This is a genomic window from Streptomyces sp. NPDC052236 (assembly GCF_044548015.1).
Taxonomy (GTDB): Bacteria; Actinomycetota; Actinomycetes; order Streptomycetales; family Streptomycetaceae; genus Streptomyces.
The window spans coordinates 579,136-605,278 of sequence record NZ_JBIUBL010000002.1; the positions used below are offsets into that span (position 1 = coordinate 579,136).

General features: G+C 71.3%; 19 protein-coding genes and 1 pseudogene. 8 read left to right on the top strand and 12 right to left on the bottom strand.

Annotated features, from left to right (window positions below):
• Positions 1 to 2 precede the first annotated feature (2 nt).
• On the top strand, positions 3 to 3,302 hold the full coding sequence (locus tag ACIHCQ_RS06660) for an SAV_2336 N-terminal domain-related protein (protein WP_399658575.1): 3,300 nt from the start codon (positions 3 to 5) through the stop codon (positions 3,300 to 3,302).
• Between the two features lie 384 nt (positions 3,303 to 3,686).
• Here the strand turns inward: ACIHCQ_RS06660 and ACIHCQ_RS06665 are convergent, their stop codons facing one another.
• From ACIHCQ_RS06665 to ACIHCQ_RS06675, 3 genes are all read right to left on the bottom strand, one after another.
• Positions 3,687 to 7,568, bottom strand: coding sequence for a multifunctional oxoglutarate decarboxylase/oxoglutarate dehydrogenase thiamine pyrophosphate-binding subunit/dihydrolipoyllysine-residue succinyltransferase subunit (locus ACIHCQ_RS06665; protein WP_399658576.1), 3,882 nt, complete (start codon positions 7,566 to 7,568; stop codon positions 3,687 to 3,689).
• A gap of 319 nt (positions 7,569 to 7,887) precedes the next feature.
• Positions 7,888 to 9,075: an ATP-binding protein gene (locus ACIHCQ_RS06670; protein ID WP_399658577.1), complete on the bottom strand. Its 1,188-nt coding sequence runs from the start codon at positions 9,073 to 9,075 to the stop codon at positions 7,888 to 7,890.
• Positions 9,072 to 9,809: a response regulator transcription factor gene (locus tag ACIHCQ_RS06675; protein WP_399658578.1), complete on the bottom strand. Its 738-nt coding sequence runs from the start codon at positions 9,807 to 9,809 to the stop codon at positions 9,072 to 9,074. Before ACIHCQ_RS06675 ends, ACIHCQ_RS06670 begins: the two co-directional genes overlap by 4 nt.
• Before the next feature lie 569 nt (positions 9,810 to 10,378).
• On the opposite strand from ACIHCQ_RS06675, the gene ACIHCQ_RS06680 reads away from it, so the two are divergent.
• Entirely contained in the window at positions 10,379 to 11,206 is an 828-nt protein-coding gene (locus tag ACIHCQ_RS06680) for a rhomboid-like protein (protein ID WP_399658579.1), read from the top strand.
• Here ACIHCQ_RS06680 and ACIHCQ_RS06685 read toward each other — a convergent pair.
• The 3 genes from ACIHCQ_RS06685 to ACIHCQ_RS06695 are packed head-to-tail and all read right to left on the bottom strand — an operon-like array spanning position 11,172 to position 13,578.
• The gene (locus ACIHCQ_RS06685; protein WP_399658581.1) at positions 11,172 to 12,194 is read right to left on the bottom strand and encodes an ABC transporter; all 1,023 of its coding nucleotides are present in this window, start codon (positions 12,192 to 12,194) and stop codon (positions 11,172 to 11,174) included. The two genes, ACIHCQ_RS06680 and ACIHCQ_RS06685, sit on opposite strands and share 35 nt — an antisense overlap.
• Complete coding sequence (locus tag ACIHCQ_RS06690; protein ID WP_399658672.1) at positions 12,191 to 13,135, bottom strand: ABC transporter ATP-binding protein; 945 nt, start codon at positions 13,133 to 13,135, stop codon at positions 12,191 to 12,193. Before ACIHCQ_RS06690 ends, ACIHCQ_RS06685 begins: the two co-directional genes overlap by 4 nt.
• An 8-nt stretch (positions 13,136 to 13,143) precedes the next feature.
• Positions 13,144 to 13,578, bottom strand: coding sequence for a GntR family transcriptional regulator (locus tag ACIHCQ_RS06695; RefSeq protein WP_399658582.1), 435 nt, complete (start codon positions 13,576 to 13,578; stop codon positions 13,144 to 13,146).
• A 191-nt stretch (positions 13,579 to 13,769) separates the two neighbouring features.
• Between ACIHCQ_RS06695 and lon the strand changes: the two genes are divergently transcribed.
• Positions 13,770 to 16,199, top strand: coding sequence for an endopeptidase La (lon, locus tag ACIHCQ_RS06700; RefSeq protein ID WP_399658583.1), 2,430 nt, complete (start codon positions 13,770 to 13,772; stop codon positions 16,197 to 16,199).
• Between the two features lie 15 nt (positions 16,200 to 16,214).
• Here the strand turns inward: lon and ACIHCQ_RS06705 are convergent, their stop codons facing one another.
• Together ACIHCQ_RS06705 and ACIHCQ_RS06710 are read right to left on the bottom strand one after the other, a co-directional pair.
• A complete protein-coding gene (locus tag ACIHCQ_RS06705; RefSeq protein WP_399658584.1) occupies positions 16,215 to 17,081 on the bottom strand; it encodes a trypsin-like serine peptidase in 867 nt (288 codons plus the stop codon).
• Between the two features lie 66 nt (positions 17,082 to 17,147).
• Complete coding sequence (locus ACIHCQ_RS06710) at positions 17,148 to 17,993, bottom strand: lysozyme (protein WP_399658585.1); 846 nt, start codon at positions 17,991 to 17,993, stop codon at positions 17,148 to 17,150.
• Positions 17,994 to 18,274: 281 nt separating this feature from the next.
• Here ACIHCQ_RS06710 and ACIHCQ_RS06715 point away from each other — a divergent pair, with 281 nt between their 5' ends.
• On the top strand, positions 18,275 to 18,706 hold the full coding sequence (locus tag ACIHCQ_RS06715) for a MarR family winged helix-turn-helix transcriptional regulator (protein ID WP_399658586.1): 432 nt from the start codon (positions 18,275 to 18,277) through the stop codon (positions 18,704 to 18,706).
• Positions 18,707 to 18,838: 132 nt separating this feature from the next.
• On the opposite strand, the gene ACIHCQ_RS06720 is transcribed toward ACIHCQ_RS06715, so the two are convergent.
• Together ACIHCQ_RS06720 and ACIHCQ_RS06725 are read right to left on the bottom strand one after the other, a co-directional pair.
• On the bottom strand, positions 18,839 to 19,273 hold the full coding sequence (locus ACIHCQ_RS06720; protein WP_399658588.1) for an ankyrin repeat domain-containing protein: 435 nt from the start codon (positions 19,271 to 19,273) through the stop codon (positions 18,839 to 18,841).
• 146 nt (positions 19,274 to 19,419) lie between these two features.
• Positions 19,420 to 19,824 (bottom strand): winged helix-turn-helix transcriptional regulator, encoded by a 405-nt coding sequence (locus tag ACIHCQ_RS06725; RefSeq protein WP_399658590.1) that lies wholly within the window; start codon positions 19,822 to 19,824, stop codon positions 19,420 to 19,422.
• Between the two features lie 99 nt (positions 19,825 to 19,923).
• On the opposite strand from ACIHCQ_RS06725, the gene ACIHCQ_RS06730 reads away from it, so the two are divergent.
• On the top strand, positions 19,924 to 20,751 hold the full coding sequence (locus ACIHCQ_RS06730; RefSeq protein WP_399658591.1) for an NAD(P)H-binding protein: 828 nt from the start codon (positions 19,924 to 19,926) through the stop codon (positions 20,749 to 20,751).
• A 106-nt stretch (positions 20,752 to 20,857) separates the two neighbouring features.
• On the opposite strand, the gene ACIHCQ_RS06735 is transcribed toward ACIHCQ_RS06730, so the two are convergent.
• Positions 20,858 to 21,649 carry a hypothetical protein gene (locus tag ACIHCQ_RS06735; protein WP_399658592.1) on the bottom strand — a complete coding sequence of 264 codons (792 nt, stop codon included), beginning with the start codon at positions 21,647 to 21,649 and terminating at the stop codon, positions 20,858 to 20,860.
• A 253-nt stretch (positions 21,650 to 21,902) separates the two neighbouring features.
• On the opposite strand from ACIHCQ_RS06735, the pseudogene ACIHCQ_RS06740 reads away from it, so the two are divergent.
• From ACIHCQ_RS06740 to ACIHCQ_RS06750, 3 genes and pseudogenes are all read left to right on the top strand, one after another.
• Positions 21,903 to 23,861: pseudogene (locus ACIHCQ_RS06740) on the top strand (nitrate- and nitrite sensing domain-containing protein); the annotation flags it as partial.
• Between the two features lie 206 nt (positions 23,862 to 24,067).
• Entirely contained in the window at positions 24,068 to 24,562 is a 495-nt protein-coding gene (locus ACIHCQ_RS06745; protein ID WP_399658593.1) for a roadblock/LC7 domain-containing protein, read from the top strand.
• Positions 24,559 to 24,942 carry a DUF742 domain-containing protein gene (locus ACIHCQ_RS06750; protein WP_399658595.1) on the top strand — a complete coding sequence of 128 codons (384 nt, stop codon included), beginning with the start codon at positions 24,559 to 24,561 and terminating at the stop codon, positions 24,940 to 24,942. Before ACIHCQ_RS06745 ends, ACIHCQ_RS06750 begins: the two co-directional genes overlap by 4 nt.
• Positions 24,943 to 24,949: 7 nt before the next feature.
• Here ACIHCQ_RS06750 and ACIHCQ_RS06755 read toward each other — a convergent pair whose 3' ends face one another.
• The gene (locus ACIHCQ_RS06755; RefSeq protein ID WP_399658596.1) at positions 24,950 to 26,092 is read right to left on the bottom strand and encodes an NlpC/P60 family protein; all 1,143 of its coding nucleotides are present in this window, start codon (positions 26,090 to 26,092) and stop codon (positions 24,950 to 24,952) included.
• Positions 26,093 to 26,143 lie beyond the last annotated feature (51 nt).

The window sequence follows — 26,143 nt, forward strand, 5'->3', positions numbered from 1 at the left end:
CCATGACGGCCACCCAGGGCCCGCTGACCGCGCTCGTCACCCGCCTCCGCGAGGCGGAACTGAAGCCCACCGCCGAGGAGGTGGCGGACGCCCTGTGGCTGTCCCGCTTCGTACCGGCGGCAGCGCCGCCCCACCGCCCTGGCGCCCGGCCGGACACCGGCCCTCCGGAGCAGCCGCCCGCGGACTTCCCGCCCATGGAGGCCGCGGAATCGCCCGCGCACTCGTCGTTCACGGCAGACCCGTTGCCGCGCGCCGCCCGAGTCGACCTGTTCGGGCCCGGTAGCGGCGTACCGGACGACGAGCCCGGCGGCGTACCGGACGGAGCGGACGGCCCGCTCGGCGGCGGCCTGCGGCGGGTGCCCGTACCTGCCCCCTCCGTGCTGCCCGACACGCTCGCGTTACAGCGCGCCCTGCGGCCCCTGCAGCGCTACCGGCCGCCCATGCGCCTGGTCCGCCGCGAGCTGGACGAGGTCGCTACGGCCGACCGGTCCGCCGACGCCGGTCTGGTGGTGCCGGTGCTGCACGCCGTCCGGCGGCGCGAGGCGCGTCTCGCCCTTGTCGCGGACGTTTCGACGTCGAACCTCGTGTGGGAGAAGGCGCTTGACGAGCTACGGCAGATCTGCGAGCGCGCCGGGGCGTTCCGTGAGGTGGCCGTGCACCACGTCCGCGAGGGAGAGCGCGCCCCCGCCCAGCTCGGCGACCCCACAGGCCGCCAGCTGACGCTCGTACTGAGCGACTGCGCGGGCCCCATGTGGCGCAGCGGCCGTATGCAGCGGCTCCTGCACACCTGGGCGTCGACCGCGCCGGTCGCCGTGGTGCAGCCGCTGCCGCAGCGCATGTGGCGGCGTACGCATCTGCCCGCGCTGCCGGGGCTGCTGCGGCGGCGCGAAGGTCCGGCCGGGCGGCTGGAGTTCAGCCCGCGCCGCAGGGTGGCGGGAGCGGGGATTCCGGTGCCGGTGCTGGCGCTGCGGCGGTCCTCCTTCGAGGCCTGGGCCCGGCTGGTGGCCGGTGCCACCGGCCAGTCGCTGCACGCCGCGGCCGGCCTGGTCAGGGCCCGCCACGAACCGGCCGCGGACCAGCCCCTCGCGGCACAGGACCTCGACCCCGTGGAGCGCGTGCGCGCCTTCCGCAGGACGGCCTCGCCCGCCGCCGCGCAGCTCGCGGTCTACTTCTCGGCGGTGCCGCTGATGCTGCCGGTGATGCAGCTCGTACAGCGCGCGATGCTGGTACGCAGCGGGCCTGACGTACTGGCGGAGGTGCTGCTCAGCGGGTTGCTGCGGCGGGCGGCCGACGAGGAGGACGAGAGCGCGGACGACGGCGACGGCGTCCCCTCGTACACCTTCCTGCCGGGCGTACGCGACGAGCTGCTCGGGCAACTGGGCACGAGCAGCGCGGCGCTGGTGCTCAAGCACTGCTCCGAGTACGTCGAGTCACGCTACGGCCGTACGGTACGGAACTTCCCCGCCATGGCCGCGGCCTTCCTCACCGGCGCGGTGGACCCGAGGCCCGCGGCGGCCGAACGCCCCGGCAGCCGGGGCCTGTGGGCCTTCGCGCAGGTGTCGGCGCAGGTGCTGCGGCGGCTCGGCGGCGCCGCGCCGACCGCGCCGCCGGGCGGTCTGCCCGGCGAGGGCCCGGCCGGTCTGGTGGCGCAGGCCCACGCCTGCCTGGCGCACTTCGGCGAGCACGGGACCGTACGGGACCTGGACGCGGCGATCCAGCTGCTCGGCGCGGCGACCCAGGCGGAGCGCCGGGCCGCCGAACGGGCCGCGCTGTACGGGGAGCTGGCCGAGGCGCTGTGGCGGCGCTGGCTGGTGCGCCGGCTCCCCGAGGACCTGCGCGAGGCCCTGGATGCCGCCCAGAACGCCATCACCGGCAAGCCGCGGGCGCATCTGACGCTGGCGCAGGTGCTGGAGGCGCTGGCGGACGAGGTGGAGGCGGGCCGGCTGAGCCCCGGTCTGATGCCGGAGTGGGTACGGGTGCAGACGTCCGCCGATCCGGATGACGTGCGCTGGGCGGCGGCTGTTCTGCTGTCGGCCGCGGACAGCAGCCTCGCCGAACTGACTGAAGGACCGCTGCGGTTGGAGGGCGCGGCGTCGGCCAGGGTCCGGGTACTGCGGCGGCTGGCGGTGACAGGTGCGCCGTACGCGCAGCGCGGGGGCGGGGGCGGGCAGCGGCGGCCCGAGGACTGGTTCACCGACACCCTCCAGACCGCGCTCGGTCTCGTACAACTGCTGCTGGCGGACGAGCGGCGGGAGACCGCGCTGCTGGTCAAGGGCGGGATCCTGCTCGAACTGGCCCGCCACTACCGGGGCGAGGGTCCCGTCGCCAGGCCCGGGGGCGCGGCGGCGGAGGACCTGATCAACGCCCGCGCGTTCGCCGACCGGGCCGACAAGGACCTGCACGCGGGCATCGACGGCCTCGACTGGAACGCCGTACCGCAGGCGGAACTCTGCCGCGCCTGGCTGGACTACGCCGACGCCATTGAGTTCGCCCACGAGTTCCCGGACGACGACGCGAGGCTGCGCACCCTCCAGGCTCTGGACCAGGCGCGCAGGCACGTCGGCAAGGACGAGGAGGCCGAGGCCGACTGCCTGCTGCGGATGGCCCGTGTGCTGGAGCAGCGGTACGAGTCGACGGGCGTCTGGGCGCACCGCGACTCGGCGATCGCGGCCTGGACCTCGGCGCTGCCGCTGCTGCTGCTCGGCGATCCGCGCCGGGCGGTGATCCACACGGCGCTCGGCAGGCAGCTGACCGAGCGCGGCGTCGACAAGGGCGCGCCCGCGGATGTGCACGCGGGGGTACGGGCGCTGCGCGGGGCGACCGACGAGACGCCCGCGGGCGATCCCGAACTGCCGCGGCGCAGGGCGCTGCTGGGCCAGGCGTACATTGAGTCCTTCCGCGCCGAGGAGGCGGTTGCCGACCTCCACGAGGCGGACTGGGCCCTGGGCGCGGCGGCCCGTACGGCGGCCGACCCCGCCCTGTCCGCCGAGGCCTGGTGGCACCGGGCCCTGGCCTCGGCGCTGCTGGCCCGCCGCACCGCGTCGCGCCACCGGCTCCGGGACGCGGCGGCGTACTACCGCCGCGCCGCCGCGGAGGCGGGCCCGGGCGAGGCGATGGAGCGGGCGGTCACCGCCCAGCGGCTGCGGGTCACCCGCCTGGAACGGACGGCGGGCCCGGAGCGCGCCCTGGAGGAGCACCGGGCGGTGCTGTCGATGCTGGTGACAGCGGACGCGGCGGACACCGGGGCGGCGGCGCACCTGCGCCAGGAGATAGCGAGACTGGAGGTACCGGGCGCGGCGTGAGCCGTACCGGGCGTGCCAGGCGTACCCGGAATGCCCAAGCCTCTGCGCCGGAAGGCTCCCGGGCCCCTGCCGGGCCCGGCAGGGTGTCCCAGGTGCCGAGCGCCCCGTACCGCGGGGACGCTCGACGCGGCCGACCCGCCGCCCCGGCGCCGCCCGAAGGGCCCGAATGCGCGCCCGTACGGCCGACCGGGCCGTGGCCGCCTGAGGTGAGCCGGGCCGAACCGGCTGCCGGGTCGTGCCGAAAGGCGCGAGGGCAGGATCCGAACGCGCCCGGATCGGCCGGCTGAGCGGGCCGCCCGTACGTGATGGAGGGCCCGGCGCATGCGCCGGGCCCTCCATCACGTACGGCCGTACGAGCGTGCCGAACCGAACTCAAGCGGTTCGTCAGGCCTCGAAGACCTCCTTGACCAGCTGCTGCTGCTCCGCCTGGTGGCGCTTCGCCGAGCCCACCGCCGGCGACGAGCCGTGCGCGCGCGAGATGCGTCGCAGCCGCTCGCCGTGCGGGATGTCCGCGCCGACCGCCAGGTCGAGGTGGTCGATCAGGTTCAGCGCGATGAACGGCCACGCGCCCTGGTTCGCGGGCTCCTCCTGGACCCAGAGGTACTTCTCCGCGTTCGGGAACTTGGCGATCTGCGCCTGGAGCTCCGCGCCCGGCAGCGGGTACAGCCGCTCCAGCCGGATGATCGCCGTTTCCGCCGCCGCCGCGTCCTGGCTGCCGCGCTTGTTCCGCTCCGCGTCCAGGTCGTAGTAGACCTTTCCGGAGCAGAACACCACCTTGCGGATCGCACTCGGGTCAACCGCCCCCGAGTCGACCCCGGTGTCGCCGATCACCGGGCGGAAGCCGCCGTTGATGAACTCCTCCGCCTTCGACGCCGCCGCCTTCAGACGCAGCATCGACTTCGGCGTGAAGACGATCAGCGGCTTGTGGTGCGGGTTGTGGACCTGCCAGCGCAGCAGGTGGAAGTAGTTCGACGGCAGGGTCGGCATCGCCACCGTCATGTTGTTCTGCGCGCACATCTGGAGGAAGCGCTCAGGACGCGCGGACGAGTGGTCCGGGCCCTGGCCCTCGTAACCGTGCGGGAGGAGCAGGGTGACGCCCGAAGTCTGGCCCCACTTCTGCTCCGCCGACGAGATGAACTCGTCCACCACCGTCTGCGCGCCGTTGACGAAGTCGCCGAACTGCGCCTCCCACATCACCAGCGCGTCCGGACGCGCCAGCGAGTAGCCGTACTCGAAGCCCATCGCCGCGTACTCGCTCAGCAGCGAGTCGTAGACGTTGTAACGGGCCTGGTCGTCGGAGAGGTTCTGCAGCGGGGTGTAGTCCTCGCCCGTCTCCTGGTCCACCAGCACCGCGTGGCGCTGGCCGAACGTACCGCGGCGGCTGTCCTGGCCCGACAGCCGGACCGGGGTGCCCTCCATCAGCAGGGAGCCGATCGCGAGCGTCTCGCCCATGCCCCAGTCGATCGTGCCGTCCTCCACCGAGGCCGCGCGCCGCTGCATCTGCGGCACCAGGCGCGGGTGGACCGCGATGCGCTCGGGGATGTTGACCTGGGACTCGGCGATCCGCTTCACGATCTCCTGGCTGATCGCCGTGGTGACGGCCACCGGGAACTCGGCCTGCGGCTCCGGGAGATGCGCCGGAGCGGACTGGCTGGTGGCCTCGCGGACCTCCGCGAAGACCTTCTCCAGCTGGCCCTGGAAGTCCTGGAGCGCCTGCTCCGCCTCTTCCAGCGTGATGTCGCCGCGACCGATCAGCGACTCGGTGTACAGCTTGCGCACCGAACGCTTCTTGTCGATCAGGTTGTACATCTGCGGGTTCGTGAACGACGGGTTGTCACCCTCGTTGTGACCACGGCGCCGGTAGCAGATGAGGTCGATCACGACGTCCTTGTTGAACGTCTGGCGGAACTCGAAGGCGAGCCGCGCCACGCGCACCACGGCCTCCGGGTCGTCACCGTTCACATGGAAGATCGGCGCCTCGATCATGCGGGCCACGTCCGTGGCGTACATCGAGGAGCGGGCCGACTCCGGCGCGGCGGTGAAGCCGACCTGGTTGTTGATGACGATGTGGACCGTGCCGCCGGTGCGGTAGCCGCGCAGCTGCGACATGTTCAGCGTCTCGGCCACCACGCCCTGGCCCGCGAAGGCCGCGTCGCCGTGCAGGGCGACGGGCAGCACCGTGAAGTCCGTGCCGCCCTTGTTGATGATGTCCTGCTTGGCGCGGGCGATGCCCTCCAGGACCGGGTCCACCGCCTCCAGGTGGGAGGGGTTGGCGGCCAGCGAGACCTTGATCTGCTCGCCGTCCAGGCCGGTGAAGGTGCCCTCGGCGCCCAGGTGGTACTTGACGTCGCCGGAGCCGTGCATCGACTTCGGGTCGAGGTTGCCCTCGAACTCGCGGAAGATCTGGGCGTACGACTTGCCGACGATGTTCGCGAGGACGTTGAGGCGGCCCCGGTGGGCCATGCCGATGACGACCTCGTCGAGGCGCGCCTCCGCGGCGGAGTCGAGGACCGAGTCCAGCAGCGGAATGACGGACTCGCCGCCTTCGAGCGAGAACCTCTTCTGACCGACGTACTTGGTTTGCAGGAACGTCTCGAACGCCTCGGCGGCGTTGAGGCGGCGCAGGATCCGCAGCTGCTCCTCGCGCTCCGGCTTGGAGTGGCCGCGCTCGATCCGGTCCTGGAGCCACTTGCGCTGCTTCGGGTCCTGGATGTGCATGAACTCGACGCCGGTGGTGCGGCAGTACGACTCACGCAGCACGCCGAGGATGTCGCGCAGCTTCATCATCGCCTTGCCGGCGAAGCCGCCGACCGCGAAGTCGCGCTCCAGGTCCCAGAGCGTCAGACCGTGCTCGGTGATGTCCAGGTCGGGGTGCTTGCGCTGCTTGTACTCCAGCGGGTCGGTGTCGGCCATGACATGGCCGCGCACCCGGTAGGAGTGGATCAGCTCGAAGACGCGCGCGGCCTTGGTGACGTCGTCGTCGTGCGAGGCGTCGATGTCCTTGAGCCAGCGGACCGGCTCGTAGGGAATGCGCAGCGACTCGAAGATCTCGTCGTAGAAGCCGCTCTCGCCGAGCAGGAGGTTCGCGACGATGCGGAGGAACTCGCCGGAGGCCGCGCCCTGGACGACCCGGTGGTCGTACGTCGAGGTCAGCGTCATGACCTTGGCGATGCCCAGCTTGTTCAGGGTGTCCTGGGAGGTGCCCTGGAACTCGGCGGGGTAGTCCATCGAGCCGACGCCCATGATGACCGACTGTCCGGGCATCAGACGCGGCACGGAGTGGACGGTGCCCAGGCCGCCGGGGTTGGTCAGCGAGACGGTGACGCCGGTGAAGTCGTCCATCGTCAGCTTGTTGGTGCGGGCGCGGCGGACGATGTCCTCGTACGCCTGCCAGAAGTCGAAGAAGTTGAGCGTCTCGGCCTTCTTGATGCCCGCGACGACCAGCTGGCGGTCGCCGTTCGGCTTCACCAGGTCGATGGCCAGGCCGAAGTTGATGTGCTCCGGCTTGACCAGGGTCGGCTTGCCGTCCTTCTCCGTGAAGGACCAGTTCATCGACGGCATGGCCTTGATGGCCTGGACCATCGCGTACCCGATGAGGTGGGTGAAGGAGACCTTCCCGCCCCGGGCGCGCTTGAGATGGTTGTTGATGACGATGCGGTTGTCGAAGAGCAGCTTCACCGGGACGGCGCGCACGGACGTGGCCGTGGGCACCTCCAGCGAGGCGTTCATGTTCTTCGCGACCGCGGCGGAGGGGCCCCGCAGCGTCACGTACTGAGGCCCGGCGGCCGGTTCCGCCGCCGGCTCCGCGCTGGGCTTGGGCGCATCCGCGGGTACGGCGTTGGCGGCAGGCGCGGACGGCCTGGTGGTGGCGGGGGTCGCCGCCGCGGGCGCGGCCGGTGGCGCCGCGGGAGCCGCAGCCGGTGCGGCCGGTGCGGCCTGTACGGGCGGGGCGGCCGGTGCGGCCGGGGCGGGCGCCCGGGCCGGGGCGGGAGCAGCCGGTGGCGCCGCGGTGACCGCAGCCCCCGCGACTGCGGCAGCCGAGGCCTGGGGGGGCTTCACGGCTGCGTCAGCCGCGCCCGCACCGGGCTTCTTGTAGTCGGCGAAGAAGTCCCACCAGGCGCGGTCGACCGAATTCGGGTCCTGGAGGTACTGCTGGTAGATCTCATCGACGAGCCACTCATTGGGGCCGAAAGCCGCGGCAGGGTTCTTGCCCTGCCCGGCTTGGTCGGGCGAGATGCTGGGGTTACTGGGGGACTGAGACGACACGGCGGCAACCGCCCTCTTCCGCTTCACAAGGTGATGGACAGCGGAAATAAAGGCTACGCCTCCCTGGCCGCGAGGTGCAGGCGGGGGCGGCCCATCGTCGCGCAAGTCACACCGGATGATCAGTTTCGTGGCAGGGAATGGCGGGAAACAAGCGTGGTTCTGCCCATTAGGGGTATGCGAGGCCCTGGCTACGACGCCCGGGCTCGGCCCTGCCGCGTCGCCGCCGGTGGTTGGGCGGCGTCTCCGCCGTGCGCCTGACCTCTGACTGCCTACGCCGTGTACGCGACTGACTGCGTACACGTGTATACGGCACCCTACGTCAATCGCGCGGCGGCGGGTTGCCCGGAAGGATGACCTGTATCCGGCAGCCCCGCGACGATTCGGCCACCCCGATATGGCCGCCGTGCAGATCCACCGCCCAGCGGGCGATCGCCAGCCCCAGTCCCGTACCGCCGTCGCTGCCCGGCCCGTGCGGCGAGGCGACGCGGCCCCGGTTGAAGCGCTCGAAGACGCGGTGGCGCTCCTGCTCCGGGATGCCCGGGCCCTCGTCCACCACTTCCAGGTCGAGGGACTCCGGCTGGAGCCCGCGGCGGGCCCTTACCGTCACCCGGCCGTGCGGCGGCGAGTGCTTGACGGCGTTGTCGATCAGGTTGGCGACCACCTGGTGCAGCCGTTCCGCGTCCGCGTGCGCGGTCAGCTCCGGCGGCGACACATCCAGGTGCAGATGCACGTCCGTACGGGAGTGATTGCCGGATCCGGAGGGCAGCCCGCGCTGGGCGGCGGCCAGATTGGCTTCCTTCAGCACACCGGAGAGGTACGGCCACACCTCGAAACGGCGGGACCTGAGCGGTACGACGCCGTTGTCGAGCCGGGACAGATCGAGCAGCGTCTCGACCAGACGGCTCAGGCGTTCGGTCTGCTTGAGGGCGGTGCGCATCGTCTCCGGGTCGGCGGCGGACACCCCGTCCACGACGTTCTCCAGTACGGCGCGGAGTGCTGCTATCGGGGTGCGCAGCTCGTGCGAGACATTGGCGACCAGTTCCTTGCGGTGCCGGTCCACGGCCTCCAGATCGTCCGCCATGCGGTTGATGGTGGAGGCGAGGTCGCCGAGCTCGTCGCGGCGGTCGGCGCCGCGTACCCGGCGGGTGTAGTCGCCGTGCGATATGCCCTTGGCGACGGTGTTCATCTCGTCCAGCGGCGCGGTCAGGCCGTGCGCCACGAACTGGGTGATCAGAAGGGTCGCTATCACCGAGAAGACCGTGATGAATCGGAGCTCGGTCTCGGTACGCAGGGCGACGAGCAGCAGGCCGGTGGTGATGAAGACGGAGACGACGACGAGCGTGCCGAGTTTCGTCTTGATCGAGACGGCGATGGAGCGCGGGCGGACCCGGGTCTGCCGTCGCGGGCCCGGCTCGGACCGCGGGTCCGGGTCCTCCTGGCTCCGCCGGTTCCTCGGGATCCGCCGGAGCCGCGTCCTGTCCCCGGCCTGCCGCCTTGTCGCGCTCATGGCGCGGGCGTCTCCAGCGCGTAGCCGACGCCGTGGACCGTACGGATCCGCTCGGCGCCGATCTTGCGGCGCAGCGCCTTGATGTGGCTGTCGACCGTACGGGTGCCGGAGGCGTCCGCCCAGTCCCACACCTCGGCGAGCAGCTGCTCGCGGGAGAGAACCGCGCGCGGCGTGTTCGCCAGGCAGACCAGCAGGTCGAACTCGGTGGGCGTGAGATGTACGTCATCGCCGCGCACCCGGACCCGGCGCTGCGCGTGATCGATCTCCAGCTCGCCGAGGCGCAGGATCCCGCTGCGCGGCGTCACCGCGGCGAGCGCCGCGCGCTCCACGCGGCGCAGCAGGACGTGCACCCTGGCCGCGAGCTCCCGCATCGAGAACGGCTTGGTCATGTAGTCGTCCGCGCCGACCCCGAGGCCGACGAGCATGTCGGTCTCGTCGTCGCGCGCCGTGAGCATCAGCACCGGCACCGGGCGCTGGGCCTGGACGCGACGGCAGACCTCAAGGCCGTCGAAGCCCGGCAGCATCACGTCGAGAACCATCAGATCGGGTTGCCAGGCCTCGGCGGCGTCGACCGCCGCCGGGCCGTCCACGGCCGTGTGCACCAGGAAGCCTTCCGCCCGCAGGCGGGCGGCGATGGCTTCGACAATTGTGGCGTCATCCTCGACGACCAGCACCCGGCGCTGGGCGCCTGGCGTAGCCGCGACGCCGTTGTGCGTGGTGTGTGTCTGCTCCATCGCCCCGCCCCTGTACGCGTTCTCGCAAGCTGCATGCAGATGTAGATCCCGTGTGTAGGTCAGCAGCGTAAGGGCTTTGACGGTGTCCCGGCTACGCAGGGCGAACAGCGAGGCGTACGACGCCGGGTTCGCCTCGGGCAACCCGGATCTCTTCGGTTCTTACCCCGGTGAACCCGGCATTCCGCAACGCGTCCGCGAAAGCGGGGGAGGGCCGCGCGGACCGTACGGCGAGGATGCGGCCCGGCTCCAACCGTCCCTGACAGGCGGCGAGTCAGGCGGTGAGAGGAGGTTCTCGCGGGTTCATTTGTCGATGTCCGGACAGAGCGCGTCGTAGCGGTCCGTCATACGTGACGAGGTCCGTGTGCAGGATCACGCCGCGGTGGTCGGCGAGGGGCGCGGGCCGGATATGTGTCGATGGCCATAGGGGCGGTCCGCGACGCGGCCGGGCCTGTGAAGGTTGCTCCCGAACCTGTGAAAGTCCTTATGTGTGGCGCAGGTCATAGACGGGGGAGAGCTTGATCGCGTTGGGTGGGGGCTGTTCGGGGGCTTGGTGGAAGGGGCCTCACGTGGTGGATCAGCTCACAACACGCGACTGGACTGCCACGGACCGCGCCAGGGACCAGGCCAGGGACCAGGCCACGGACCGGGAACTGCTCGGCGGTGTCCCGGCGCAGCGGACGCCCCCGCGGGCGACGGCGACGCCCATGCCGATGCCGCTCGTCACGGCCGCCCCGCCCGTACGAAGGCCCCTCTGGCGGCCGGTGCTCCACCTGCTGCCCACTCCCACGGGCACGCCGTTCACCTTCGCCTACATCCTCGTGCTGACAGCCACCTCGCTCTTCGTGGAGTACGGCGCGCCCGCCACCGTCTCCTCGCTGCTCCGCGGTTCCAGTACCGATGTCGCCCATTTGGCCCAGTCGCCGGTGCTTGTTCTCGGCGCCAGTGCGCTGTGGGTCTCGGGCAGCCTGGTGTCCCCGTACACCGTTGCCTTCCTTTTTGTTCTCACCGCGCTGGAGCGCCGTATCGGCGGCCTGCGCGCCGCCGGGGTCTTCATGGCCGGACATGTGGCGGCGACCCTGGCCACCGAGATCCCGGTCGGGCTGTGGGTGGTCGCCGGGCAGCTGCCCGTCACCTCGCTGCACCGCCTCGACTACGGCATCAGCTTCGGGCTGCTGACGAGCATCGGCGCCCTGGCCGGAGTGCTGAGCCCGGTCGTACGCGGCACGCTGCTCGGTTTTGTGTTCCTGATGCTGCTCCAGGATCTGCTGGCCCTCACCGATCCGCTCACCAACTGGGGCCACCTGCTCGCGCTGCTGGCGGGGATCGCCTGCTGGCCCGTGGTGCGTCACTGGGCGGGCGTCGTCAGGCCAGGCGCTTACGGCCCCACAGCAGGATGAACGCCGCGATGGCCGCGGTCATGCCCAGCAGGATCGCCGCCCCAGACCACTGCATGCCCGTCATCTGGGAGATCGGCAGGTACTCCGTCGACCAGCCGAAGAGGTCCGCCTTCTGCTGACAGGCCGCCATGGCCGCGTCCGACGGCTCGCGGGCACAGGTGCTCCAGCCGAGGAGCTCGCCGGAGCCGGTGACGTACGACCGGTCCATCTCGTACGCCCCGGGCGGCAGCGCCGGGAGGGACTCCCAGGCGAGGCCTTCCGAAGCCACCCTGGCCGAGTTTCCGAGGTCGATCAGAAAACTGGCCCAGACGAACTGCACCGTGACGGTGAACCCCAAGGTGACCACCATGGCCATCAGCGTCCGGCGCAGCAGCATGCCGATCGCCACGCCGCCGACGAGCGAGAGCAGGGAGAGCGCGACCGGCACGGGGCCGGTGTTGTTGAACGCGAGGGCCTCGTGCCAGGGGAAGCTGGTCTCCTTGCCCTTGATCGGCGCCCACCACCAGTTGAAGGCGAGGGACAGCGCCGTGGTGCCCACCGTGACCACCAGCGCGGTGATCCCGAGCTTCATGGCGAGCCAGCGGACTCGGGTGATGGCCTGCGAGGTGACCAGCTTGGCGGTGCCGTTCTCGAGGTCGGCCGCGAGCAGTGGCGCGCCAACGAAGACGCCGAGCAGGACGGGGACGGCGGCCAGAGCCAGTCCGGTCCGGTTGAACTCGCTGGTGTACGGCTGGAAGCCCAGCTGCCACTCCTCGGACTTCGGGTGGGGCCAGTCGTACCGGTCGAGATACTCCAGCATCCCCATGCGCTGGTAGGCGATCAACGCGATGGTGAGCAGCGTGAAGGCGATGAGGGTGCAGTAGGCGGCGCGGTGCTGACGCCAGACGAGCCAGGTCGCACCGCTCAGGCGGAGTCCGCGCCCGCGCGCGGTCGGGGCGGCGGGGGCGTGGCCGGGGGCGTTCGCCGGGGAGCCGGTCAGGGTGGTCACGCTGCCACCGCCGTCGCCGCGGAGCGGTCGCCGACCTGGGCGGTTGGGCTGACGAGGGGTGGTGCCTGCGGGGAGCGCAGATAGGCGAGCAGGAGTTCCTCCAGGTTCGGGGCGTCGGCCTGCCACGCGCCGTCGACCGGTCCGTGGGCGCGGACGAGTGCGGTGAACTGCCGTCCGCTCGTACGGGATTCGACAACGGTGTGGTGCGCGAGAGCCGCGGGAACGCCTCCGTCGGCTCCGGCTGTGGCTCCCGTGAGCAGTGTGTGGGCGCCGAGGAGTTCGTCCACGTCACCCGCGAGGCGCAGGCCGCCCTCGGCGACGACCACGAGGTAGTCGCACACGTGCTCCAACTCGGCGAGCATGTGGGTGGACATCAGCACGGTGGTGCCGTGCTCGGCGGCCTTGGCCATGATCAGGCCCATCATTTCGTGGCGCACCAGCGGGTCGAGGTCGGACATCGGCTCGTCCAGGAGGAGCAGGTCGGGGCGTTTGCCGAAGGTGAGGGCGAACGCGACCCGGGTGCGCTGCCCGCCGGACAGGGTGCCGACCTTCGCGTCGAAGGGGACGTTGCCCGCGCGGACGATGGCCTCTGCGGTCGGCTGGTCCCAGGTGGGGTTCAGCTCGCGTCCCATGCGCAGGGTCTCGGCCACCGTGAAGCGGCGGAAGAGCGGCTTCTCCTGGGCGAGGAAGGCGGTACGCCGGTTGGCCTCCGCGGATTCCGGCGGCGCGCCGAAGACCCGCAGGGTGCCGTCCGTCGGCTCCAGCAGGTTGGCCGCGATTCCCAGGAGCGTGGTCTTGCCTGCCCCGTTGGGGCCCACCAGACCGCAGATCCGGCCGGCCGGCAGCCGGAAGGAGCAGTCCCGCAGGGCCCACCCCCGCCGGTACTTCTTGCCGACGCCGTACGCCTCTATCGCCGAGCCTGTCGGGCCGCTGTGGCCCATCGGGTCACTCACCTGTTGCTGCTCCTTGCTTCCGATTCTGAGCCGCCCGTGTTTCCGGCGGCGTACCGCTGTTCCAGCACCGACGCGAACAGCGCGGCCACGTCCTCCTGCTCCAGACCCGCTTCGCGCGCCCGGACCATCCAGCCGTCCAGCTCCTCGCGCAGCGGCGAGTCCGCGCCCGCCTGCGGGCGGGCCAGCGACCGGCGCACGAAGGTGCCCAGACCGGGCCTCGGCTCGACCAGCCCCTCCCGCTCCAGCTCGCGGTACGCCTTGAGCGTCGTGTTCGGGTTGACGGCGCAGGTCTCCGCGACCTCCTTGGCGGTCGGCAGCCGGTCTCCCGGCATCAGGACGCCGAGCCGCAGGGCCTGCTTGGTCTGCAGAACGATCTGCTGGTAGGCGGCGACCCCGCTCCGTCTGTCGATGCGGAACTCCAACGCGCTCACCACCCTTTAGCTACTTGATTAGTGAAATGATGATGCAGGGGTGACGGCGGCCGTGTCAACGGAGCTGGTCAGCAGGGGTGTTGGCGCGCCGAGGAGAGGTGATCGCTCACAGCGAACGCCCGCCGGGGAACAACGCGGCCTCTCCGATCATTGAGTCGACATAGCTCAACTTGAGTGCCGAAGGGGAGATCATGGCTGCTGAGTCCACCGCGTTCACGTCGCTCACTCTGCCCGTGCTGCCGCTCGACAACGAGGTCGTGCTGCCCGGAATGGTGGTGCCGCTGGACCTCAACGACACCGATGTACGAGCCGCTGTGGAGGCCGCGCAGGCCGCCGCCCGTTCCTCCGGCGGCTCCGGCAAGCCACGCGTACTGCTGGTGCCGCGCATCGACGGGACGTACGCCGCGACCGGCGTCGTCGGCACCGTCGAGCAGGTCGGCAGGCTCTCCGACGGAGACCCCGGCGCCCTGATCCGCGGCCGGGGCCGCGTCCAGATCGGCGCGGGCACCACAGGACCCGGCGCCGCGCTGTGGGTCGAGGGCGTCCCGATCGACGAGAGCGTGCCCGACCCGCTGCCCGGCTCGGTCACCGAGCTGGTCACGGAGTACAAGGCGCTCGCCACCGACTGGCTGAAGAAGCGCGGAGCCTGGCAGGTCGTGGACCGCGTCCAGCAGATTGACGACGTCTCGCAGCTCGCCGACAACTCCGGCTACTCGCCGTTCCTGTCCACCGCCCAGAAGATCGAACTGCTGGAGACGGCCGATCCGGTGGCCCGCCTCAAGCTCGCCACCCTGCAGCTGCGCGAGCACCTCGCCGAACAGGACGTGGCCGAGTCCATCGCCAAGGACGTCCAGGAGGGCGTCGACAAGCAGCAGCGCGAGTTCCTGCTGCGCCGCCAGCTCGAAGCCGTACGCAAGGAACTGCGCGAGCTCAACGGCGGGGCCGCCGACGGCGCGGACGAGTCCGACGACTACCGGGCGCGCGTCGAGGCCGCCGATCTCCCCGAGAAGGTGCGGGAAGCCGCCTTCAAGGAGGTCGAGAAGCTGGAGCGGGCGAGCGACCAGAACCCCGAGGGCTCCTGGATCCGCACCTGGCTCGACACCGTGCTCGAACTGCCCTGGAACGAGCGCACCGATGACACCGCCGCGCACGACATCAAGGGCGCGCGGGAGATCCTCGACGCCGAGCACGCGGGCCTTCAGGACGTGAAGGAACGGATCACCGAGTACCTGGCGGTACGCAAGCGGCGCGCCGACCGAGGGCTCGGCGTGGTCGGCGGGCGGCGCGGCGGGGCCGTGCTGGCGCTGGTCGGACCGCCCGGCGTCGGCAAGACCTCGCTCGGCGAGTCCGTCGCGCACGCGATGGGACGCAAGTTCGTCCGGGTGGCGCTCGGCGGCGTACGCGACGAGGCGGAGATCCGCGGCCACCGGCGTACGTACGTGGGCGCTCTCCCCGGCCGTATCGTCCGCGCCATCAAGGAAGCGGGCTCGATGAACCCCGTCGTCCTGCTGGACGAGATCGACAAGGTCGGCTCCGACTTCCGCGGCGACCCGGCGGCCGCCCTGCTGGAGGTCCTCGACCCGGCGCAGAACCACACCTTCCGGGATCACTACCTGGAGGTCGAACTCGATCTGTCCGACGTGGTGTTTCTCGCCACGGCGAACGTCCTGGAGGCCATCCCGGAGGCCCTGCTCGACCGGATGGAGCTGGTCAGGCTCGACGGCTACACCGAGGACGAGAAGGTCGTCATCGCCCGGGACCACCTGCTGCCGCGTCAGCTGGAGCGGGCGGGCCTGGAGCCCGGCGAGGTGACCCTGGACGACTCGGCGCTGCGCAGGATCGCGGGCGAGTACACGCGTGAGGCGGGCGTCCGCAACCTGGAGCGCTCGATCGCCCAGCTGCTGCGCAAGGTGGCCTCCCAGCACGAACTGGGCGACCGGAAGCTGCCGTTCACCATCGGCGCCGATGACCTGCGCGGCCTGATCGGACGGCCGCACCATGTGCCCGAGTCCGCCCAGGACCCGGCTGAGCGCCGTACGTCCGTGCCCGGCGTGGCGACCGGCCTCGCGGTCACCGGCGCGGGCGGCGACGTGCTGTTCGTCGAGGCGTCGCTGGCCGACCCGGAGACGGGCGCGGCGGGGCTGACCCTCACGGGCCAGCTCGGCGACGTGATGAAGGAGTCCGCGCAGATCGCGCTGAGCTTCCTGCGCTCGCACGGCGCGGAACTGGAGCTGCCGGTGGCGGACCTGAAGGACCGGGGCACGCACATCCACTTCCCGGCGGGCGCGGTGCCCAAGGACGGCCCGAGCGCGGGCATCACGATGACGACGGCGCTCGCGTCGCTGCTCTCCGGACGCCTGGTGCGGACGGATGTGGCGATGACGGGCGAGGTGTCGCTGACGGGGCGGGTGCTGCCGATCGGCGGTCTGAAGCAGAAGCTGCTGGCCGCGCACCGGGCGGGCATCACGACGGTCGTGATTCCCAAGCGGAACGAGCCGGACCTGGACGACGTACCGGCCGAGATCCTGGAGAAGCTGGAAGTGCACCCGGTGACGGACGTCCGCCAGGTCCTGGAGATCGCGCTCGCACCGGCGGAGGTGGCGGTGGCGGCGGCGGCCTGACGCGCCGGGCGCTTGTCAGTCGGCGGCGGCCCGCTCGTACAGCGAGCGGGCCCGGCCGTCGAAGAGCGCGGCCGTCGACTCGCGGTCCGTGTCGCCGCCGCTCAGTACGCCGATGAGCCGGCCCTGATCTCCGGCGTCCCGGTAGTCGGCGAGCCAGGGGCCGCCGCTGGTGCCGTCCCAGAAGCCCGCGCATTCGATGAGCAGCGTCTGCGGCAGTTCCGGATCGGGCCGGGCGTCGGTGGTGCAGGCGATGGGCCGGTTGCTGGGGTGGTCGTCCGGGTTGGGGTAGCCGACGACGGTGACCCGGCGCTCGGAGCCCGATGACCAGTCGGGGGTGACGGCGCCGACGACCTGCTGCGCCTGGCGGCCCCGCGCGTCCGGCGCGAGGGTCAGGAAGGCGTAGTCGGCGACGTCGGCGTCGTCCGCATTGTCCGTCCACCGGTCGTCGAGGTGGACAGAACTCACCTTCCAGCGCCCGTACGGAGAGCTTCCCTGGCCCTTGCCCCGGCCCTTCTCCGAGAACCCCGGAGCGAACTCCAGCTCGCCCGGCCGGTGGTCCGGCTCGCCGCCCGCGTCCTGGAGACAGTGCGCGGCGGTGGCGATGACGTTGCCCTTGGGGCTGGCCACGACGCTCGCGGTGCAGAAGTGGTCGCCGTCGGCGCCGATCAGCACGCCCACGGAGGGGGTGCCGGCGAAGGGAGTGGCGGCTCGTACGCTGGGGGCGGCGAGAGTGGGGACGGGAGCGTGGTCCTTGCGCGGCGGCGCGGAACACGCGGCCAGTGCGACGCACAGCACGCCGCCCACCCCGACTGCGAAGCGGGTACCACTCATGGTGCTGGCGCTGGTGCCGGTGCTGGTGCTCGTACGGCTGTGCTTCTCCATCCCGGCATCATGCCCCGGCCGCCGCACCGCACCCGCCCGCATCCGGGGCGGGTGCGGCGGGTGTGCTCAGCCGTTGGCGAGCGCCACCACGCGGTCCAGCGCGCCGTTGAACCTGTTGTGGTCGCCGACGATCGGACCTGACGAGGTGTACTGCCACATCGTGTACGTGCCCCAGCCGGCCGGGAGTGTGCCGACGGTGGTGTTGTAGCGGGCCACCCAGAGGGGGTTGGTGGCCGCGAAGCCGCTGTAGTTGCCCGTGCACTGTGTCCACCAGCTGGTGGCGGTGTAGATCACCGCGTCACGCCCGGTGCGTGACTTGTAGCGGTTCAGGAAGTCGCGGATCCAGGTGACCATCCCGGCCTGGCTCTTGCCGAAGCAGGCGGCCCCGTACGGGTTCCACTCGATGTCCAGCACGCCCGGCAGGGTCTTGCCGTCGCGGGACCAGCCGCCGCCGTTGTTGACGAAGTAGTCGGCCTGCGCGGCGCCGGTCGTGGTGTCGGGGGTGGCGAAGTGGTACGCGCCCCGGACCATGCCGACGTTGTAGGAGCCGTTGTACTGCTGCGCGAAGTACGGGTTGTTGTAGTACGTGCCCTCGGTGGCCTTGTTGTAGGACCACCGCACGCCGCTGGACCACAGGCTCGCCCAGTTGACGTTGCCCTGGTGGCTGGAGACGTCCACGCCTTCGGTCTGGACGGCCCGGCTGGAGGCGGGGAGGCCGCCCTGGCCGTCGTGGGCGACGACGCCCATGCCCATGCGGGCGGAGCCGCGTGCGGGGGTGGCGGCGGCGGTGTCGGTGTCGGCCGCTCCGGCGGCTCCGGGGAGGGCGAGGAGGAGGGAGAAGACGGCGAGGAGAGTGCCGGTTGCTGTGGCGAGGCGATATCGGCGGGTCGTTCCGGATCTGAGCACGTGCATGGCGTGACTCCGAAGAACTCGGTGGGGGGGACCTGACGATGCATCAACATGTCGCTGGGAAATTATGGTGTGGACATGCCAGGCGCGACGCTACGCACGTAGACCGGTGTGGTGGAAGGGGGCCGAGGTGCTGCCGATGGTCTACGCCTGCGAAATACTGGCCGAGCTGCGGTGATGGCCGCCGCTGAAAGAAAGTTTCACGATTCGGAAAGCGCGCGAGGGGTGCTGACGTGCACGAAAGCGATACGGGGAGTGAACCGGACGCCACGGGCAGAAGTGGTATGGACCAGGTGGTTCTCGCGCTGGAGCGGGAGCTGGCCGTCTTTATGCGCCGGGCCCGCGCGTCCTCGGGCGAGATGGCGCGCGAGGTCCATCCCGAGCTGGAGCCCGCCGCGTACGGCCTGTTCGTACGCCTGGAAGACGCGGGCCGGCAGCGGGCCACCGAACTGGCCGCCTACTTCGGCGTCGGCAAGGCGACGATGAGCCGCCAGCTGCGCGTTCTGGAGGACCTCGGCCTGGTGACCCGCGAACCCGACCCGGCGGACGGCAGGGCGTCCCTCGTCCGCCTCACGGACGAGGGAATGGCACGCTTCCGTCAGGTGCGGGACGCGCGCCGGGAGCGCTATGTGAACAAGCTGGCGGACTGGGACCAGGCCGAGATCGCGGAGCTGGCGCGTCTGCTGCACCAGCTGAACGAGCGAGCCGAAGGCTGAACCAGCTCGGCCTGGATGCGCGCGACGGTGCGGTGTTCGACGCTGAGCCGGGCGAAGGTGTCGGTCAGGTGGGGGTTGTGGACCGCGATCCCCGGGAACAGGCGCGCGTTTTCGTGATGATGACCGGCGTAGCTACGTGGTTTCCCCGCTGGGGGTCGCGCCCGCTGTGGTGAGGACAGCGGCAGTTTCGGGATGGGGGCCATGGTTCGCCCAGTCCAGAGGGGACCGGCCTGTGCCGTGATCTTCCCGCACATTCGGATCGGCGCCGTGCGCCAACAGCTCACGCACTGTCTCGGTGTGCCCCCAGGATGCGGCTGCGCACAACGGCGTGCCCTCCGCGCCGATTCCACTGCTCTCGGTGTCGGGGGAGGCGCCGGCCGCCAGGAGCAGGCGGGCGATCTCGGCTTCTCCGTTCACGGATGCCTCGTACAGAGGGGTGGTGCCCTCACTGTTGGCTCGCTGCGGGTTGAACCCAGCCCGCAGTACCGCCTTCACGACGGCGGTGTCACCCTCCAGAATTGCTTCGAAGAGACGCCGGGAGAGCTTCTTTTGCTGCCGCTGGTTCATGGGGGCCGAGGTTAGCGACTGGTTACGTGGCGGGGCCACTCGTATCCACTCGTTGATGGCCGCGACCAGTACGTTCGCTACGTAGCGAACGGCACGCCTTGATCGGACCCGTACCCGGGTGGTCGAGGTTCCGGTGAACCTCGGGATCAGATTCGACGGCTGCGGGTCTGATCCCTGGCGTCGTAGCCCAGCCGGGCCTGCTCGACCTCGCCCAGGTTGACCGACCAGTCGGCGAGTGATGCGAACAGCGGCCCCAGGCTGCGTCCCAGTTCGCTGATCTCGTACTCCACCCGCGGCGGAACCTCCGGGTGGTAGGTACGCACGACGAGCCCGTCGCGTTCCAGTTGTCGTAGCCGCTGGGTCAGCACCTTGGGTGTGATCGTGGTGATGCGGCGTTCCAGCTCCACGAATCGATGCCGCCCGTATGTATGGAGCGTCCACAGAATCGGTGTGGTCCAGCGGCTGAAGACGATGTCGACCACTGGGGCGATCGGGCATGCCAGCTCCGGGGCGACCTCGATACGAGCCCCCTTGACTGTGTTGTCAGTCATAACGGGCCCTCCTCTCCATTACTTTCCTCTAGGTACCTACTATGCCGACGACGGTAGCTTCCGCTGAGTCCAAAGAGAACTCGACAACTGGGAGCGAACATGATCGTGGTGACTGGAGCCACCGGCAACGTCGGACGGCCGCTCGTACAGGCGCTCGTCGCGGCCGGCGAACAGGTGATGGCGGTGTCGCGAGGGATCTCGGCGCAGGACGTGCCGGCGGGGGTGCGGCATCAGCAGGCCGACGTGGCCGAACCGGAAAGCCTCACGCCCGCGCTCGACGGTGCCGAAGTGCTGTTCCTGCTGACCTCGGGCGACTTCGTGTCGGCAGGTGGCAATGTCGGCGACGTCCTCGATGCCGCGCGGGCAGGCGGGGTCCGCCGGGTTGTCCTGCTGTCCTCCCAGGGCGTTGCCACGGGAAGCCACCCCTCGACACTGGAGGACCCCGTCACGCACTCGGGCCTGGAATGGACACTGCTGCGGCCGGGAGGTTTTGACTCCAACACGCTCCAGTGGGCCGAGATGGTCCGCGCGCAACGGATGGTCGCCGCGCCGTTCGGTGATGTTGCGCTGCCGACCATCGATCCGGCCGACATCGCTGAGGTTGCCGCTGTGACGTTGCGGGGCGCCGGCCACGTCGGTAGGTCGTATGAGCTGACCGGGCCGGCACCGATCTCACCTCGGCAGCAGGCGATGGTGATCGCCGACGTGCTGGGCGAGCCGGTGCGGTTCGTCGAGCAGAGCCGCGAGGAGGCTCGGGCGCAGATGGTGCGGTTCATGCCCGAGCCGGTCGTGGAGGCCACCCTTGACATCCTGGGCGCGCCGAAGGCCGCTGAGCAGCGGGTGAGCCCCGACGTCGAGCGGATTCTCGGCCGCCCGCCCCGCACCTTCGCCGAGTGGGCGGCGCGCAACGCCGCAGCCTTCAAATAGCCTGTACTGAACACGACATCGTTGCCGGGCCGGGAGCGGCCCGAGGTAGGCAGATACCCCGCACGGTCAGAGACGGTCGGAGACAGTCGGAGACGGTCAGAGACGGTCAAAGCTCGACGAAGACCGCCGTCGCGTCGTCGTGCAACTTCCAGCGGATCACCGCCGTACGGGCCTGTGCCGCCGACTCCTCCAGCTCCCGCACCCGGTCGATGAGCCCCTGCGCCCCCTCCTTGCGGAGCACACCCAGGCACTCGGCCCAGCCGCCCTCCGTGAACATGTCGACCCAGCGGGACGCCCCGTCCGTGAGCGCGGCCACGGCGCGTACCTCCGCGCGCGGCGTGGTGCCCGTCACCGCGCGCGCCGCCGTCTCCGGGTCGGCCGCCGCCGTGAAGAACCCGCCCTCCGAGTTGCGCAGGGCATCCGCCGAGGCGTGCGTCAGCAGCGCCTCGCGGGGCAGCCGGTCGAGCCGGTCGTCCACGACCGCCCGCACCTCGCCGTTCGGGGACTCCAGCAGCAGTACCGCGTCCGAGAGCACCAGGTACTCCACCGCCTCCGACTCCGCGCCCCAGCGCGCCATGGCCACCGTCGCCTGAGGCGTACGCACGTGAGAAAGGTCACAGGTGTCGCGGTGGGTATCCGCAGTGCGCCGGATTGCCCCGGAGAGGACCTCCGTGAGCGTCAGGTCCCGCCGTGTACCGGACAGTTCGGCCAGGGCTCCGCCGAGCCGGGCGGTGAACCACGGGACCCCGTGCACACACCCGTCGTCGCCCTGCGGAGGCGTCACGCCGTCCAGCACGACAAGTGTTCCGCCTCGGCCCGAGGCGGGCAGGGCCACGGAAGCCCAGTCCTCGTTGGGGCGTTCGGGCGTGCCGGGGGCGGTGGCGAGTTCGATGCGCATGAATCCCAGTTTGCCCGGCGCCCCACCGGTCACCGCCCGTATCGGCAGGTCAGCGGGAGCACTGGGCCACGGTCGAGCGGGTTCGCCGAGCTGCGGGCGCGCATCCTGCCAAAGCCCGGCCCGAAGATCCAGCTCATGTTGCGCGCGCCGTCGCACCCTTTGTCGTCGCGAGTTGTTCGCCAACTCCTCAGTGTTGTTGACTCGCTTGTCACCCCCCGCTTCATGGGCGAGTCAAGCAAGATTGCGAGCACCGGTGCAGAAGACGCGGCCTCGGGGCCACGACGGCAGACCCACGGAGAACCCGGCCGGTCGCGCCGTACGCGTACGCAGTCGGCTCGTCGCCGGTGTCGCGGCCATCAGCCTTGTCGTCATCGCGGCCGGCACCCCCGGCATTCTCGCCACCTCCGCCGAACTGAGCGAGTCCCAGCGGCTGGTCACCCTCGCCTCGCTCAACCGGCAGGCCGTCACCCTGGCCCACTCCCTCGCCGACGAGCGCGACGAGGTCACCGAGTACGTCGCGGCGGGCCGCGACACCCCCAAGACTCCCGGCAGCCGCAGCGCTCGCGTCGACCGGCAGATCGGCGAGATCAGCCTGAGCCTCACCGACGGGCCCGCCGCCCATGCCGGGCTGCACCGCGACCTCGCCACCGTCCCCTCCGTACGCCGTACCGCCCTCACCGGCAAGGGCACGGCGCTGGAGGCCCACCGCGCGTACACCGCCGTCATCGTGGGCCTCCGCTCCCTCGCCGACGAACTCACCGAGCAGACCCCGCCGCGCGCCGCTGACGGCACCCGCGCGCCCGCCGACCTCGGTCTCGCCGTCGAGCAGGCATCCACCACGCGGGGGCTGCTGCTCTCCGCGCTCTCCATGCCCGCGCGGGAGGATCAGAAGGCGCGGGACGGCCTCAGCGCCGCCGCCCAGCAGTCGCGCGTGCGCGAACTCGCCGCGCTCGCCGACTTCGACCAGGCCGCGAACGAGGACGCCCGCGACAAGCTGTCCGCCACCGTCACCGGACCCGAGGTCAAGACCGCCGAGAGCTACCTCGCCGCACTCACCGATCAGCCCGCGCTCTCCTCCGCGGAGCGCAGGTCCGACCGCGAGAAGGTGGAGTCCGCCCTCACCGCCCGCATCGAGCAGATGCGCGGTGTGGAATCCGCTCTCGCCTCCGGTCAGATCCGGGGCTTCGAGCAGTTGCGCGACGACGATGTGACCGCGCTGGAGGCACGGGTCGCGCTCCTCGGCGGCCTGCTGATCCTCACCATCGGCGTGTACGCCGCCGTCGCCCGCACCCTCACCCGCCCGCTCGCCGTCCTCCGGCTCGGCGCGGCCCGGCTCGCGGCCGATCCCGAGGCGGCGGAGCCGGTCCGCTTCACCGGTCGTAACGACGAGTTCGCGCAGGTCGTACGGTCCCTCAACACCCTGCACGGCAAATTCCGGGACCAAGGCGTACGGGAGGTCCCGGAGGTTGCTGAGGTCCCGGAGGTCGCTGAGGTCCCCGAGGTACGGGAAGTGGAGGCGCCGCGCCACGCCGACCACCGCCCCTTCGCCAACCTCTCGCTCCGCAACCTCGGCCTGGTCGAGCGGCAGCTCGGCGTCATCGAGAAGCTGGAGCAGCGCGAGGCGGATCCCGAGCGGCTCACCACGCTCTTCAAGCTCGATCACCTGGCCACCGTCATGCGCCGCCACAGCGAGAACCTGCTCGTCCTCGCGGGCGCCGAGCGCAGGCACGGCCAGGTGACGCCGGTGCCCCTCGTGGACGTACTGAGGGCCGCCGTCAGTGAGATCGAGCGGTACGAGCAGGTCGTCATCCAGTCCCTGCCGCCGCACGCCCACGTCGCCGGGTTCGCCGCGGACGACCTCAGCCACCTGATCGCCGAACTCCTGGAGAACGCCACAGCCTTCTCCACGCCGGACGCCCCGATCGAGCTGTCGGCCGTGCTGCTGGAGAGCGGTGAGGTGAACCTCTCCGTACAGGACACCGGCACAGCGCCGGCCCCCGCACGCCTGGCCGAGCTCAACGCGCGACTGGCCGACCCCGAGACGTACGAGACGCAGCCGGTCGGCGACCCGGACGACGGCGAGGAGGGGCTCGGGCTGCGGGTGGCCGCGCTGCTGGCCGCGCGCCACGGCGTACGGGTTCAGCTGCGCGAGCGGGCGCAGGGCGCCGGGCTCGCGGCGGTCGTCGTGCTGCCGGAGGCGCTGCTGCCAACCGGAGCGGCTGAGGGCACCGGCTCCGGCAGTGTCGACGCCGAAGCCCTGCGGCGCCGCCTCGGTGGCTTCCAGCAGGGAGCGCAGGACGGCCGCCGCGATGCGGAGGTGGAGATAGCCGAACAGGACGCGGAGAAGCACGCGGAGAAGCACGCGGAGAAGCACGCGGAAGCGAAAGAAACGGGGGACACAGTCGAGGAGGCACGCAGTTGACAGCGTCCGGCACATTCGATCTGAGTAACGAAGCCCGCAATCTGCACTGGTTGTTGAGCACTCTCGTGGAGGAGGTGCCAGGCGCGCGCTCCGTCGCGGTCGTCTCGTCCGACGGACTGCTGCTGCTCTCCTCCGACCCGGTAACCGACGCCAACGCCAACATCAACGTCACTGCCACCGGCCGCCGGCCCAGCCCCAGGGGTGCCGGCGCGGACCTCGCCACCGTCGTCGCCGGCATCGGCAGCCTCACCCTCGGCGCGGCCCGCCTGATGGACGGCGGCGCAGTCAAGCAGACGATGGTCGCGATGGCGGAGGGCAATGTCTTCGTCATGTCGATCAGCGACGGCTCGCTGCTCGGAGTGCACACCACCCCCGACTGCGACATGAGCGTCGTCGCCTACCACATGGGCCTCTTCGTCGGCCGCGCCGGACACGTACTGACCCCCGAACTCCGCAGCGAACTGCGCGCCTCGATGGAGGGCGCCCAGTGACGCTCGCGCCCGCCCACGGTCTGCCGGTGCGCGGCGCGGGGCGACGCCCCGCCCGGGTTCGCCCGTACTCACTCACCGGCGGCCGTACGAGTTTCAGCCACACCCTGATGGTCGAAACGTTCGTGGCCGCGTTCGACGCACCGGCCGAGCGCCGGGAATCGCCGCTGCCCGAACTGCGGGCCATTGTCGAACTGTGCCGCCGTATGCGTACGGTCGCCGAGGTCTCGGCGCTGCTGAGGCTGCCGCTCGGTGTCGTGCGGGTGCTGCTCAGCGACCTGGCCGACCAGGGAAGGATCCGCGTGTACGGGACCGAGCACGGCACCGGCCGACCCGATCACGCCCTGCTGGAAAGGGTACTGAGCGGACTCCGCCACATCTGAGGCGCGGTCAGCTCTCTGCCTCTTCGTCGGACCGGCCATAGGTGTCGGCCGGTAGCTCCGGCGGGGTGTACGAGCTCAGGGCCGGGCCCCCCGGGTCCGGCCGGACCGCCCCCAGCAGCGGGTTCGCCGCGATCGGGGAGACCTTGACGCGGGTGCCGGGGCGCGGGGCCTGGACCACCATGCCGTCGCCCAGGTACATCGCCACATGCGTGGCCTCGGGGAAGTAGACCACCAGGTCGCCGGGGCGCAGCTCGCGCAGCGGCACCTTCGGGAGCTGTTCCCACTGCGCCTGGCTGGTCCGCGGGATGGCACGGCCCGCCCGCGCCCAGGCCTGGGATGTCAGCCCCGAGCAGTCGTACGACCGAGGGCCCTCCGCGCCCCACAGATACGGCTTGCCGAGCTGCTCGACGGCGTACCCCAGCGCCCGGCCGCCCTCCTCGGAGGGATTGCGCTCCCCGTCGAGCACGCCCGTGGCCAGCAGCTTCTCCTGGGCCTTCGTGGTGTCGGACCGCTCCAGCGCGGCCAGTTCGGCGAGCTCGCCGGCGGAGAGCGCGGCGAGCGTCTCCTCGACCTCCTTCAGGCGCGCGGCGGCGTTGTCGCGCGCGTGCCGCTGCCGTGCCGCCAGGGTCTGCTCGCGGTCCAGGGCTCTGCGGGACTCGGCCGCCAGTGCGTTCGCCCGCCGCGCGCCCGTCTCCAGCCGGGCCATCGTCGCCAGCCGGCCGGTGGCCGCGCGTGCGATGAGGTGGTTCTGCTCCAGGGCCTGGCGCGGGTTCTTGGCGAGGAGCAGCTGGAGGTAGGCGGAGAGTTCGGAGCCGCCCTGGTACTGCTCGCGCGCGAGCCGTCCCGCGTCCTCCCGGCTCAGGGCGAACGCCTTGCGGGCCCTGGCCACGGCACGGGAGAGCCTGACGGTCTCCGCCTGCTGCTTCTTGAGCGCTTCTTCGGTCGCGTTGTACGCCTCGCCCGCCTCTTCGGCCTGCCGGTACCGCTTCTGAAGGCCGGTCAGCAGCGCGGAGACGGACGCCGGGGACCCTGTGGCGGGCTGGATGCGGGGCTCGGGTTCGGCGGCGGCCGGGGCCGTCGCGAGCACCGTGGCGGCGGCCAGCGCCACCGCCGTACAGACCGTATGCCTGGCTGAATACCTGGCTGACACCTCGTCACCTCCGCTGCCGGGGCGGACCGTCCGCCCGTGCGGCGATCATGC

Coding starts and splice junctions, on each gene's coding strand:
- ACIHCQ_RS06690 (WP_399658672.1), bottom strand. CDS start 13,135: ATGGGCCACAGCGGCCCGACAGGCTCGGCGATAGAGGCGTACGGCGTC.
- ACIHCQ_RS06715 (WP_399658586.1), top strand. CDS start 18,275: ATGGACCAGGTGGTTCTCGCGCTGGAGCGGGAGCTGGCCGTCTTTATG.
- ACIHCQ_RS06725 (WP_399658590.1), bottom strand. CDS start 19,824: ATGACTGACAACACAGTCAAGGGGGCTCGTATCGAGGTCGCCCCGGAG.
- ACIHCQ_RS06670 (WP_399658577.1), bottom strand. CDS start 9,075: ATGAGCGCGACAAGGCGGCAGGCCGGGGACAGGACGCGGCTCCGGCGG.
- ACIHCQ_RS06660 (WP_399658575.1), top strand. CDS start 3: ATGACGGCCACCCAGGGCCCGCTGACCGCGCTCGTCACCCGCCTCCGC.
- lon (WP_399658583.1), top strand. CDS start 13,770: ATGGCTGCTGAGTCCACCGCGTTCACGTCGCTCACTCTGCCCGTGCTG.
- ACIHCQ_RS06735 (WP_399658592.1), bottom strand. CDS start 21,649: ATGCGCATCGAACTCGCCACCGCCCCCGGCACGCCCGAACGCCCCAAC.
- ACIHCQ_RS06705 (WP_399658584.1), bottom strand. CDS start 17,081: ATGGAGAAGCACAGCCGTACGAGCACCAGCACCGGCACCAGCGCCAGC.
- ACIHCQ_RS06720 (WP_399658588.1), bottom strand. CDS start 19,273: ATGAACCAGCGGCAGCAAAAGAAGCTCTCCCGGCGTCTCTTCGAAGCA.
- ACIHCQ_RS06730 (WP_399658591.1), top strand. CDS start 19,924: ATGATCGTGGTGACTGGAGCCACCGGCAACGTCGGACGGCCGCTCGTA.
- ACIHCQ_RS06710 (WP_399658585.1), bottom strand. CDS start 17,993: ATGCACGTGCTCAGATCCGGAACGACCCGCCGATATCGCCTCGCCACA.
- ACIHCQ_RS06675 (WP_399658578.1), bottom strand. CDS start 9,809: ATGGAGCAGACACACACCACGCACAACGGCGTCGCGGCTACGCCAGGC.